Annotated in this window: 7 protein-coding genes; all 7 read left to right on the top strand. The window is 72.2% G+C overall.

Annotation, left to right across the window (positions count from 1 at the left end):
• Positions 1-123: 123 nt before the first annotated feature.
• The gene (locus tag GA0115233_RS09140; protein ID WP_093719624.1) at positions 124-1,227 is read left to right on the top strand and encodes a sensor histidine kinase; all 1,104 of its coding nucleotides are present in this window, start codon (positions 124-126) and stop codon (positions 1,225-1,227) included.
• A gap of 16 nt (positions 1,228-1,243) precedes the next feature.
• Positions 1,244-1,912: a response regulator gene (locus GA0115233_RS09145; RefSeq protein ID WP_093719625.1), complete on the top strand. Its 669-nt coding sequence runs from the start codon at positions 1,244-1,246 to the stop codon at positions 1,910-1,912.
• Positions 1,913-2,244: 332 nt separating this feature from the next.
• Complete coding sequence (locus tag GA0115233_RS09150) at positions 2,245-3,774, top strand: alanine/glycine:cation symporter family protein (RefSeq protein WP_093719626.1); 1,530 nt, start codon at positions 2,245-2,247, stop codon at positions 3,772-3,774.
• A gap of 121 nt (positions 3,775-3,895) precedes the next feature.
• The gene (gene nhaA, locus GA0115233_RS09155) at positions 3,896-5,182 is read left to right on the top strand and encodes a Na+/H+ antiporter NhaA (RefSeq protein ID WP_093719627.1); all 1,287 of its coding nucleotides are present in this window, start codon (positions 3,896-3,898) and stop codon (positions 5,180-5,182) included.
• Between the two features lie 96 nt (positions 5,183-5,278).
• On the top strand, positions 5,279-6,034 hold the full coding sequence (locus tag GA0115233_RS09160; protein WP_093719628.1) for a hypothetical protein: 756 nt from the start codon (positions 5,279-5,281) through the stop codon (positions 6,032-6,034).
• Positions 6,035-6,478: 444 nt separating this feature from the next.
• Entirely contained in the window at positions 6,479-8,512 is a 2,034-nt protein-coding gene (locus GA0115233_RS09165) for a hypothetical protein (protein WP_093719629.1), read from the top strand.
• 79 nt (positions 8,513-8,591) lie between these two features.
• Entirely contained in the window at positions 8,592-13,469 is a 4,878-nt protein-coding gene (locus GA0115233_RS09170; RefSeq protein ID WP_107406423.1) for a DNA repair ATPase, read from the top strand.
• Positions 13,470-13,532: the final 63 nt, after the last annotated feature.

Raw genomic sequence — 13,532 nt, forward strand, 5'->3', positions numbered from 1 at the left:
CCGGAGGGAGTTGGGGCTGCGCCGATGGGGCCGGACCGGGGCCGGAACTACTGCGTGGGGAGTAGTCCCGGAGTTGTCCACAGGGCTGACGCCGGTGTCGGTACGAGCGTCTACTGTGCGCTCATGAGCGGTATCCCGGTCACCCGCAGGCACCTCGCCGACGCCGCCCTGGCGGTCGTGGTGGGCGCCCTCGTGCTGACCTCCGCCGCCCTCGACGGGGACGCCTCCGCGATCGACTACGTCCTCATCGCCCTGTCCTGCGCGGCCCTCGGCTTCTACCGGGCCGCACCCCGGGCCGTGCTGGCCGTGACGGCCCTCACCGGCGCCGCGTACACCCTGCACGCCCAGCCCGGCACCCTGGCCGCCCTGCCCGTCATCGGTGCCGTGCACACCGCGGCCCGGGTCGGCCACCGGGCGGTCGCGGCGGCGGGCGGCGGGGTGTACCTGGCGGCGTACGTGGCTACCGGGCCCGGCAGCCGGGAGGTGCTGGAGAAGGCGGCGCTGCTCGCGGGCTGGTTCCTGTGCGCGGTGATCACCGGCCTCGCCGACCGCAACTGGCAGGCATACCTGCGCCAGACCGAACAGCGCGCCCTGGAGGCCGAGCGCACCCGCGAGGAGGCCGCCCTGCGCCGCGCGGGCGAGGAACGCCTGCGCATCGCCCGTGAGCTGCACGACTCGCTCACCCACTCGATCTCCATTGTCAAGCTCCAGGCCGGGGTCGCCGTGCACCTCGCCCGCAAGCGCGGGGAGGAGGTGCCGCCCGCGCTGCTGGCCATCCAGGAGGCCAGCGGCGAGGCGATGCGCGAACTGCGCTCCACCCTGGAGGTACTGCGCACCGACGAGCCCACCGGCACCCCGGCGCTGCTGGTGGAGCGGGCACGGGCGGCCGGTCTCGCGGCGGAGCTGACCGTGAGCGGCCAGGAGCGGCCCCTGCCCGCCACCGTGGACCGGGCCGTGTACCGCATCGTCCAGGAGGCTCTGACCAACGCCGCCCGGCACGCGGGCCAGGCCAAGGTGTCCGTCACGCTCGACTACGGGGACGAGGAGCTGGAGATACGCGTGGAGGACGACGGGAACGCCGACCCGGAGCATCCGCCCGTGCCCGGCATCGGCCTCACCGGCATGCGGGAGCGCGTCACCGCCCTGGGCGGCACCCTGCACACGGGCCCGCGCGAGGAGGGCGGATTCGCGGTACGGGCGCGGCTGCCACTCGGGGTAGCGGCATGAGCACGGGGGGCGAGGGATGATCAGGGTCGCGCTGGTCGACGACCAGGCGCTGATGCGGGCCGGATTCCGGGCACTGCTGGACGCCGAGGACGGCATCGAGGTGGTCGGCGAGGCGGCCGACGGGGAGCGCGGGGTGGAGCTGGTCCGCGCCGAGGTGCCCGACATCGCGCTGATCGACGTCCAGATGCCGGTGATGACGGGCATTGAGGCCACCCGCCTGATCGCCGCCGACCCGGACCTCGCCGACGTCCGCGTGGTCATCCTCACCAACTACGGCCACGACGAGTACGTGTTCGAGGCGCTGCGCGCGGGCGCCAGCGGCTTTCTGCTCAAGGACACGGAACCGGCCGACCTGCTCCAGGCGATCGAGGTCGTGGCCCGCGGCGAGGCGCTGCTCTCCCCGTCGGTCACCCGCACCCTGATCGGAGAGTTCGTCGCCCGGCCGCCGGACCGGGCCACCGCCCCCGGCCTGGAGTGCCTGACGAACCGCGAGCGCGAGGTGACCGCGCTGGCCGCGCGCGGACTGAGCAACGAGGAGATCGCCGAGCACATGGTGATCAGCCCGTACACCGCCAAAACGCACATCAGCCGTGCCATGACCAAACTGGGCGCCCGGGACCGCGCGCAGTTGGTGGTGTTCGCCTATGAGTCAGGACTCGTGACTGCACGCAGCGGTAACAAATAGATGTCCGGTGAACGGACATTGGTGTCCGAATAACGGTCGTGTCACGACTCCTGGGATTTTCCCTAGTTACCCACGGTGTTGTGAGCTGGATCACCTTGCGCCGTGTGCGGTCCGTGTTAGGAATGCCCAGCTTCGCAGGTAGCACCACCCCTCGCCACCCCGTGAAGCCGTCGGCCATCCGCCGGCAGCACGACCGAGGTGATCACGCTCCGAGTCCGCGGAGTTCGATCGCTCGAACAGCCGGTCCGGACAACGGCGTTCGCTCACCGACCGCACATCCGTCGGCGCACACGTCCCCGTGTGCCGGCCCTGCGCAACGAGGTCCCCCCATCGTGTCTCTCGATTCCATCACCCAGTCCGTCGACAAGGCCGTCAGCGGATTCTTCGAACCTGTCGCGACCTGGCTCGGCGAAAAGGTCTTCTACACGGTGTCCATCGCGGGCGCCGAGGTACCGCTCATCGTGACCTGGCTGGCCCTGGCCGGTCTTGTCTTCACCGGCTGGTTCGGCTTCGTCCAGCTGCGCAAGTTCCGGCTGGCCGTCGCCGTCGTGCGCGGCAAGTACGACGAGAAGGGATCGGACGGTGAGGTCAACCACTTCCAGGCGCTGACCGCCGCGGTCTCCGGCACCGTCGGCCTCGGCAACATCGCTGGTGTGGCCGTCGCCGTCTCCATCGGCGGACCGGGCGCCACCTTCTGGATGATCATTTGCGGTCTGCTCGGCATGGCGACCAAGTTCGTCGAGGTCACCCTCGGTGTGAAGTACCGCGAGGTGCACGCCGACGGCTCCGTCTCCGGTGGCCCGATGTACTACCTGCCCAAGGGCCTGGCCGAGCGCTTCGGCAAGAACGGCAAGACCCTCGGCAAGGTGCTCGCCCTCCTCGCCTCGTTCTTCGTGCTGTTCTTCGGCCTCTTCGGCGGCAACCTCTTCCAGGTCAACCAGTCCTACGCGCAGCTCGTCTCCGTCTCCGGCGGCGAGGACGGCGCCCTGGGCTCCTCGGCCGGCGCCCTGTTCTTCGGCATCCTGATCGCCGCGCTGGTCGGCGTCGTGCTGCTCGGCGGCATCCGCTCCATCGCCTCGGTCACCAGTCGCCTGGTCCCCGCGATGGCCGGCATCTACATCGTCGCCTGCCTGGTCGTCATCCTCGTCAACGTCGACGCCGTCCCCTCCGCCCTGGGCGCCATCATCGAGCAGGCGTTCAACCCGCAGGGCGTCGCCGGTGGTGTCCTCGGCGCGCTGATCATCGGCTTCAAGCGGGCCGCGTTCTCCAACGAGGCCGGTCTCGGCTCCGCGCCCATCGCGCACTCCGCGGTGAAGACCAAGCACCCCGCCAGTGAGGGCCTGGTCGCCCTGCTGGAGCCGTTCATCGACACGGTCATCATCTGCACCATGACCGCGCTGACCATCGTCATCGCCAACCCGGACGCCTACGTCAAGGCGCGTGAGGGCGGCGACATCGGCGGTGTCACCATCACCTCCGCGGCCTTCGAGACGGTCCTGCCCTGGTTCCCGTACGTGCTGACCCTCGCGGTCCTGCTGTTCGCCATCTCCACGGTGCTGACCTGGGGCTACTACTGCATGAAGGCGTGGACCCACCTGTTCGGTCACAGCCGGACCAGCGAGATGACCTTCAAGGTGCTCTACACCGTCTTCGCGGTCGCGGGCTCCCTGCTCACGCTGCAGACGCTGATCGACATGGCCGACGCGATGCTCTTCCTGCTCGCCGTCATCAACATCATCGGCCTGTACTTGCTCGCCCCGGTCGTCAAGCGGGAGCTGAACTCCTTCCTCGACTTCGTCAAGCGGCGTGACGCCGGTCTTGAGACGGACGAGGACGAGGAGCCGGCGAAGACCACCGTCTGACCGCCCCCCCGGCGGCCCGGCTCCCCACGAGGGTCCGCCCCCACCTCGCGCCTTGGTGGGGGCGGACCCTCGCGTCCGTTCCGGGGGAGCAGCCGCCGAACTGCCCCGGAGGCTTCTTCCCATGACCCAGGCACGCCCCCGAAGGACCGTCCTCGGACTGCTCCCCTGGCCGGAGCGCCAGGCCGTCGCCGAGGCCCTGCGCACCGAGACGGTCGGCGGACTGGTGCTGCTCGCCGCGGCCGTCGTCGCCCTCGTCTGGGCGAACAGCCCGTGGTCCGCGGCCTACGAGTCCGTACGCGACCTCCACTTCGGCATCCCCGCCCTCGGCCTCGACCTCTCGGTCGGCCACTGGACCGCGGACGGACTACTGGCCGTCTTCTTCCTCGTCGCCGGTATCGAGCTCAAGCGTGAACTCGTCCTCGGTGAACTGCGCACCCCCGCCACGGCCGCGCTCCCGGTGATCGCCGCCCTGTGCGGTATGGCCGTCCCCGCCGGGCTCTACACGCTCACCGCCGCCCTCGGCGGCGGCAGCACGGACGGCTGGGCGGTGCCGATGGCCACCGACATCGCCTTCGCACTGGCCGTCCTGGCGGTCATCAGCACCCATCTCCCGGCCGCGCTGCGGGCGTTCCTGCTCACCCTCGCCGTAGTCGACGACCTCGGCGCCATCTTCATCATCGCCGTCTTCTTCACCAGCGACCTCAACCCGTGGGCGCTCGCCGGGGCCGGAGCCGGACTCGTCGTCTTCTACCTGCTCCAGCGGCTCCGCGTACGCGGCTGGTGGTGGTACGTGCCGCTGGGCGTGGCGATCTGGGCGCTGATGTACAACGGCGGCATCCACGCCACCGTCGCCGGTGTCGCCATGGGCCTGATCCTGCGCACCAGGCGCGACAGCGGCGAGGAGGAGGCACCGGCCGCCCGCGTCTCCCACCTGGTCCACCCCTTCTCGGCGGGCGTCGCCGTCCCCCTCTTCGCGCTCTTCGCCGCAGGGGTCGGCGTCTCCGGCGCCGCGCTGCTGGAGGTCTTCACGGACCCGGAACCGCTCGCGGTCTTCGTCGGACTGGTCGCCGGAAAGATCCTCGGCGTCTTCCTCGGCACCTACGCCGCCGCCCGCTTCACCAAGGCCAGACTCAACCCCGACCTCGCCTGGGCGGACGTCCTGGGACTGGCCGTCCTCGCGGGCATCGGCTTCACCGTGGCCCTGCTGATCGGCGAACTGTCCTTCACCGACCCCGAGCAGACCGAGCACGTCAAGGCCGCCGTCCTGATCGGCTCGACCACCGCCGCCGTCCTCGCCGCCGTCCTCCTGCGCCGCCGCAACCGCGTCTACCGGCGGCTGTGGGAGGAGGAGAACCGCGACGACAACGCCGACGGCATCCCCGACGTCTACCAGACGGGCGTGCGCTGACCCACCGCCCTTGCCGGGACCCGGCACCCCGGGGCGGGCGGGACTGCCGTGCACGGGCATGGTGGTGAGGGCGGTGCCGTCCGCCATCGTGGGCCCATGGTCGCCGTCTCTCACTCCGTGCTCGTGCACGCCGTTCCGTACGACTGGTTCGGCGGGATCGTCGCCGTGCTCGTAGAACTCGCCGAGGATTCCCGGGCCGAGAACGGGCGGATCCTGCTGCCCGACGGCAAGGAGGCCGAAGGGGTACGTCTGGTGACGGGGCGTCATCTGCGGCGCGGCGCCCGGTACTCCGTCGACGACGAGAGCGCCACCTGCCTCGTCACCGTCAAGGAGTGGGACCGCCGCCGGACCCTGCGCGCGGTGGGCGACGTCGAGCATCCCGAGGGCCGCATGACGTGGGAGGCCGCCCTGCGCGGCACCGACCGGCCCCGGCGCGCCGAGGCCAAGGGCGAGGCCCAATTCACCGGCACCCCAAGGATGTTGTCCGCCTGGGCGGGGTCGGTGCGGCTGAGGTTCGACGACTGGTGGGCGGCGGCCGGGGGCGAACCCGACGCGCATTCCGCACCCCTCCGGATCAGGCTGCGCGGCAAACCCGTCCAGGCGGAGATCCGGGCCGTTCCCCGGCCGTCCGAGGACGGCCACTGGCTGGTCGAGGTCACCCTGACCGGCCGGGGCAGAGGACTTCTGCGCCCCCTCCTCGCCCTCGTGCTCCCGCTGGCCCGGCGCCGCCTCCAACTCGGCCTGGCCCAGGCCCTCGACAGCCTGGCCGACGGCTGGAACGAGCACCTGCCCCCGGCGCTGGAACTGGACCGGGACGCCCTGCGCGAGGAAATTCTCCGCCAGGACTTCTAGCGCGCCGTCGGCATACAGGGCCCCGACAACATTGCCGGGATCCGGCAATGCGGCAGTGACGGTCAGTCAGGCAGCATGGCTCGCGGGGAGCACGTCGGATGGTTCAGGTGCCGGGTACCGGCAGGTGCCCGGCACGATCACCGGCCGCGACAGTGCCCCCGCCGGCGCAGCTCGACGCGACGCAGAACAGGGGGGATCGACCGTGCGCCTTCTCATGACAGCCGCCGCCGCGGCCCTCGTACCGGTCGCCCCGGCCCCCGCGCTGCCGGCCCCCGCCGCCGGCCCGTCGTGCCCGTTCGTACGACCTCTACACCGCCTCTGCCCGGACGAACGCAGTACCGCCCTGCCCGGCGCGCGCCCACCCGCCGTCTGACCGGCCGCGCGCGCACCTCGTCCGCACCTCTTACTTCCCTTGCATTCCCTTACGCCACAAGGACCTTCGCCATGATTGCCATGATCGTGGGCGTCGGCGTGCTCGTCGCCGCCCTGCTGCTCGTCCTGCTCGTCGTCGCCAGGCTGTTCCGCAAGGTGGAGCAGGGCAAGGCGCTCATCGTCTCCAAGATGCGCAAGGTCGACGTGACCTTCACCGGCCAGGTCGTGCTGCCCGTGCTGCACAAGGCCGAGGTGATGGACATCTCGGTGAAGACCATCGAGATCACCCGGGCCGGCAAGGAAGGCCTGATCTGCCGCGACAACATCCGCGCGGACATCCGCATCTCGTTCTTCGTCAAGGTCAACAAGACCGTCGAGGACGTGATCAAGGTCGCCCAGTCCGTCGGCACCGCACGCGCCAGCGACCGCAACACCCTTCAGGAACTGTTCCACGCGAAGTTCTCCGAGGCGCTGAAGACCGTCGGCAAGCAGATGGACTTCACCGACCTCTACACCAAGCGCGAGGAGCTGCGGTACCGGATCATCGAGGTCATCGGCGTCGACCTCAACGGCTACCACCTGGAGGACGCGGCGATCGACTACCTGGAGCAGACGCCGCTCACCCACCTCGACCCGGCCAACGTCCTCGACGCCCAGGGCATTCGCAAGATCACCGAACTGACCGCGGTGGAGCACGTCCGCACCAACGAGGCGCAGCGCAACGAGGAGAAGGAGATCACCCGGCAGAACGTCGACGCCCGCGAGGCCGTGCTGGAGCTGGAGCGCCGGCAGGCGGACGCCGAGATCAAGCAGCGCCGCGAGATCGAGACCGTCCGGGCCCGTGAGGAGGCCGAGACGGCGCGGGTGGTGGAGGAGGAGCGGCTGCGGGCGCAGTCGGCGTTCCTGCGCACCGAGGAGCAGCTCGGCGTCCAGCGGGAGAACCAGGCCCGCGAGGTCGCCGTCGCGCAGAAGAACCGCGAGCGGGTCATCGCCGTGGAGAACGAGCGCATCGAGAAGGACCGGATGCTGGAGGTCATCGCCCGCGACCGGGAGACGGAACTGACCCGGATCGCCGCGGAGAAGGAGGTCGAGGCGGAGAAGCGCAACATCGCCGAGGTCGTCCGCGAGCGGGTCGCCGTGGACCGTACGGTCGCCGAGCAGGAGGAGTCCATCAAGAAGCTGCGCGCGGTCGAGGAGGCCGAGCGGCAGCGGCAGGCCGTCATCATCGCCGCCGAGGCGGAGGCGCAGGAGAAGCTGGTCAAGGACATCAAGGCCGCCGAGGCCGCCGAACAGGCCGCCGTGCACCGTGCCGCCGAGGAACTCACCCTCGCCGAGGCCCGGTTGAAGAGCGCCGACCTGGACGCGCAGGCCAAGCTGAGGCTCGCCGAGGGCATCCAGGCCGAGTCCGCCGCCGAAGGGCTCGCCGCCGTGCAGGTCCGCGACAAGGAGGCCGACGTCATCGAGAAGGCGGGCCGCGCGGAGGCCGAGGCCACCCAGGCGCGCATGCTGGCCGAGGCCGAGGGCGCCAAGGCCAAGGCGCTCGCCGAGGCGGACGCCATCGGCGAGAAGCTCAAGGCCGAGGCCGCCGGTCTCACCGAGAAGGCCGCCGCCATGGCCGCCCTGGACGAGGCGTCCCGCGCCCACGAGGAGTACCGGCTGCGGCTGGAGGCCGAGAAGGACATCCGGCTCGCGGGCCTGGACGTGCAGCGGCAGGTCGCCGAGGCGCAGGCCACCGTGCTCGCCACCGGTCTGGAGAGCGCCGACATCAACATCGTCGGCGGCGAGTCGGTCTTCTTCGACCGGCTGGTGAACTCCATCGCGCTCGGCAAGGGCGTCGACTCCTTCGTCGAGCACTCCAGCACCGCGCAGGCCCTGGCCAAGCCCTGGCTGGACGGCACGTCGAGCTTCACCGACGACCTCACCCGGGTCCTCGGCTCCGTCTCCACCGGTGACGTACGGGACCTGACCGTCTCCGCGCTGCTGATGAAGCTCATGAAGGCGGGCGGCCCGAACGCCGGACAGCTCCAGCAGCTCCTGGACCGGGCGGGCGAACTGGGCCTGGCCGACACCCCGCTCGCGGCTGTGAACGGCGCCGCGAGGGGTTGAACCGGCCGGACGCCGACGGAGCTGCCGCGCGGGGGGCGGCAGCTCCGGCCCGCCACGGAACACATTGCGAGGGGACACCATGACCACCGGCCCGGACACCCAGGCGTACGCCGTCGACAACGGCGCCTACGAGGTGCTGCGCGACCGGCTCACCGCGCAGGCCGCCGAACTCGCCCGCCGCGCCGAGGCGCTCAACGCCCGCCGCGTCGAGGAGTTCGGCGCCACCCGCCTCGAACTGACCGGCACCGAACGGCTGCGCACCGAGCACGCGGGCCTCGCCCGCGACCTCGTCGCCGTCGGCGACACCCTGCTGTTCGGCGCCGACGACGTCTCCGGCGTCCGCGCGGAACCCGCCGTCGGCGATGTCTTCGCCCTGTACGACCGGGACTTGAACCGGCTGCCCGAGGACGCGGTGCCCGGACTGCTCGACGACCCCGAGTTCCGGCGGGAGTTCGCGGCCCTCTTCCGCTACTTCCGGCAGGCCCAGCTGCTCGGCCTGCGCCGCCTGGAGGGCCGCCTGCTCGCCGTCTTCCAGACCGGTGAGAAGACCGGCGACGTACGGGTACTGCGCTGGGCGGTCGCCCACGACGGCAGCCTGTCCTTCCTGGACGCGCGCGGCGACCGCGACGACGTGCTGCCGCCCTCCCACGACTTCACCTGGACCGAGGCCACCCGCGAGGACCACGTCCCCGGCGCCGACCGCCCGCACGTCCGCGTCGGCGGCGAGGTCCTGGTCTCCACCGTAGGCGGGGCGCTCACCGTCCGCGCCGGAACCGACGACGAGGACCTGTTCACCGAGCCGGTGGACGAGCCCCTGCAGTCCCTCGCCGACGCCGGCATCGCGCACGCGCGCGTCGGCGCCCTGCTCCTGCTGCGGGTCCGCCCCTACAAGGAGGACACCGACCGGTACCTGGTCTTCAACACCCTCACCAGGACCGTCCTGCGCCTCGACGCGGTCGGACTGGCCTGCCGCCGCCTCCCCGACGACCAGGGCATCGTCTTCCCCGGCGGCTACTGCCTGGCCACCGGCGCCCACAAGGTCTTCGACCTCGACAGCGCCGGACTGGAGTTCGCGGCGGAAGTGCGTTCGCCGTACGGCGAGGACGTGCTCTACGCCTTCCACGCGCGGGCGCAGGGGCGCGGCCTGCTGCTGTCGTACAACACCATCCGCAAGGAGATCGCCGCCCCGATCGTGTGCCGGGGCTGGACCCTGTTCGAGGACGGCGCCCTCGCCGTGCTGCGGGCGGACGGCGACGAGCCGGGACGCGTGCACCCCGTGCAGCTGTGGAGCTCGCCCTACGTCTCCGACACCTACGCCGCCGCCCGGCCCGTGGGCGAGGGGCCGCTGGCCCGCATCGGCAACGCCGACCTCGTACGCGGTATCGCGGACTGCCTCGCCGTCACCCGTGCCGTCGCAGAGACCACCCCGACCACCGAGGTGTACGCCGCCCTCACCGCGGACTGCGCCCGCACCGCCGACGCCCACCACTGGCTGGGTGAGCCCGAACTCGGCGATCTGCTCGGGCCGTTGCGGCAGATCCAGAACACCGGCGCCCAAGTACTCGCCGAGTTCGAGACCGTACAGACGCTGACCCGGCAGGCCGCCGACGCGCTCACCGAGGCCGCCGACCGGCTCGCCGCCGTCGTACGCCGACTGCGCGGCGAGGCCCCGCGCGAGGCCACCGCGTGGGTGACCGGACTGACCGAACTGCGCCAGGCACAGGGGCACTTGCTCACCCTGAAGGACCTCAAGTACGCCGACACCGACCGCATCGACGAACTCGCCGCCGGGGCCGAGGCCGACCTCGCCGCGTTCGGGAAGCGGGCGGTGACCCACCTCAGCCGCGAGGACGCCTTCGCCGCGCACCTGGACGAGGTCGAGCAACTGGCCGCCGACGCGGAGGCGTTGACCGGCGTGGCCGCCGCGGCGCCGGTCGAGGAGCGGCTCGACACCCTCGGGGGGGCGCTGCGCACGGTCACCGAGGTCGTCTCCGGCCTCGACATCGCCGACGCCATCGTGCGCACCGCCGTGCTGGAGCGCATCGCCGAAGTCCTCGGCGGCGTCAACCGGGTCCGTGCCCTGCTCGACGCCCGCCGCCGTGAACTGCGCGACCGCGAGGGCCGCGCCGAGTTCGCCGCCGAACTGACCCTGCTCGGCCAGACGGTCACCGGCGCCCTCGCCGAGGCCGACACCCCGGACGCCTGCGACGACCACCTCGCCCGGGTGCTGGCCCGGGTGGAGAACCTGGAGTCCCGCTTCGGCGACTTCGACGACTTCCTCACCGAACTCGCCGACCGGCGCACCGAGATCCACGACGCCTTCGCGGGCCGCAAGCAGAGCCTGGTGGACGCCCGCGCCCGCCGCGCCGAACAGCTCACCACGGCCGCCGGACGCATTCTTGGGACGGTCGCCCGGCGTGCGGCCACCTTCGCCGACGCCGACGCGGTCAGCACCTTCTTCGCCTCCGACCCGATGGTCGCCCGTGTCCGCCGCACCGCCGAGGAACTGCGCGAACTCGGCGACGGGGTACGGGCGGAGGAGCTGGACGGCCGCCTGAAGGCCGCCCACCAGGAGGCGCTGCGCGCCCTGCGCGACCGCGCCGACCTGTTCGGCGACGGCGGACGCACCATCCGCCTCGGCGGTCACCGCTTCGCCGTCACCACCGACCCCTTCGACCTCACCCTCGTCCCGCACGGTGACGGCCTCGCCTACGCCGTCACCGGCACCGACTACCGCGCCCCCGTCACCGACCCCGCGTTCGCCGACACCCGCCCCTACTGGGACCGGCACCTGCTCTCGGAGTCGCCCGAGGTCTACCGCGCCGAACACCTCGCCGCCCGCCTGCTGCGTGAGCACGACGCCGAGGCGCTGGCCGCCGCCGACCTGCCCGCCCTGGTGCTCACCGCGGCGCAGGAGGCGTACGACGAGGGCTACGAGCGCGGCGTCCACGACCACGACGCGACCGCGATCCTCACCGCCCTGCTGCCCCTGTACGAGCAGGCGGGCACCCTGCGCCACGAGCCCGCCGCCCGCGCCGCCGCCCAGTTGTACTGGGCACACGGCACCGCCCCCGAGGAGCGGGCGGCCTGGACCCGGCGCGCGGTGTCCATGGCCCGCGCCCGCGACACCTTCGGGCTCGCGCCCGCCATCGCCGACCTCCAGGCCGAACTGGCCGAGGCGGCGGGCGGCCCGGAGGCGGCGGCCTACCTCTTCGAGGAGCTGACCACCGGCCCCGAGGGGTTCGTCCTGGCGGCCGGGACGCGCACGCTGCTGGACAAGTTCCGGCGCGCCACGGGCGGTTCGGCCTACGACGAGGACCTGGCGGCGCTGGCCGACCCGGCCGCCCGGCACCAGCTCGTCGAGGGGTGGCTCTCGGCGTACGCCGCCGCCAGTGGCGAGGAGGTGAGCGCCGGGGACCTGGCCGAGGCGGTGGCCGCCGAGCTGTGCCCGGACCTGCCCCGGTACGTGTCGGAGGCGGCGCTGGAGACCACCGTGGACGGACTGCTCGGCAGCCACCCGCGCATCGACGGCCGCCGACTGCGCCTGCGCGTCGACGACTTCCTCGCCCGCACCCGCCGGTTCGCCGAGCAGGAGGTGCCCGCCTTCCGCGCCTACCAGCGCCGCCGTACCGAGCTGGTCACCGCCGAGCGCGCACGCCTGCGCCTGGACGACCACCGGCCGCGCTCGCTGGCCGCCTTCGTGCGCGGACGCCTCATCGACGAGGTGTATCTGCCCCTCATCGGCGACAGCCTCGCCAAGCAGCTCGGCACCACGGGGGAGTCCAAGCGCACCGACACGGGCGGACTGCTGCTGCTCGTGTCCCCGCCCGGCTACGGCAAGACGACGCTGATGGAATACGTCGCCGACCGGCTCGGCCTGATGCTGGTGAGGATCAGCGGACCCGCCCTCGGCCACGGCGTGACCTCGCTGGACCCGGCCGAGGCGCCCAACGCCACCGCCCGCCAGGAGATCGAGAAGATCAACTTCGCGCTGGCGGCGGGCAACAACACCCTGCTGTGCCTGGACGACATCCAGCACACCTCGCCCGAGCTGCTGCAGAAGTTCATCCCGCTGTGCGACGCGACCCGCCGTATCGACGGTGTGCGGGACGGCGAGCCGCGCACCTACGACCTGCGCGGCAAGCGCTTCGCCGTCTGCATGGCCGGCAACCCCTACACCGAGTCCGGCGCCCGCTTCCAGGTGCCCGACATGCTCGCCAACCGGGCCGACGTGTGGAACCTCGGCGACGTACTGACCGGCAAGGACGACGCCTTCGCGTACAGCTTCCTGGAGAACGCGCTCACCTCCAACCCGGTGCTCGCCCCGCTCGCCGGACGCGACCGCCGCGACCTGGAGGTGTTCGTCCGCCTCGCCGCCGACGACCCCACGGCGCTGCCGGACCAGCTCACCCACCCCTACGCGCCGGTCGAGGTCGAGCAGATCCGGGCCGTACTGCGGCACCTGCTGCGGGTGCGCGAGACGGTGCTCGCCGTCAACGCCGCGTACATCGCCTCCGCGGCCCAGTCGGACACGACCCGCACCGAGCCGCCGTTCAAGCTCCAGGGCTCCTACCGCACGATGAACAAGATCGCCCAGCGGATCCGTCCCGTCATGAACGACGCCGAGGTCGCCGCCGTGGTCACCGACCACTTCACGGCCGAGGCCCAGACCCTGACGGAGGGCGCGGAGGCGAACCTGCTCAAGCTGGCCGAGCTGCGCGGCACCCGGACCCCGGAGCAGGCCGCCCGCTGGGCGGAGCTCAAGTCCGCCTACGTCCGCACCCAGGCCCTGGGCGGCCCGGAGGAGGACCCCGTGGTCCGCGCCGTCGCCGCCCTCGGCCTCCTCGCCGACCGGGTGGCGGCGGTGGAATCCGCCATCACCCGGGCCGCGGACCCCCGCAACCTCCTGGCGAACCCCCACGCCCGGCACGCCGACCGACCCCAGGAGCGGCCATGACCCCCTTCCTCGTCCCCCTCACCGTCGCACTGCTGATCGTGGCGGCCTCCACGGCCCTGCTGA

The organism is Streptomyces sp. DI166 (assembly GCF_900091315.1).
Classification (GTDB): domain Bacteria; phylum Actinomycetota; class Actinomycetes; order Streptomycetales; family Streptomycetaceae; genus Streptomyces; species Streptomyces fuscus.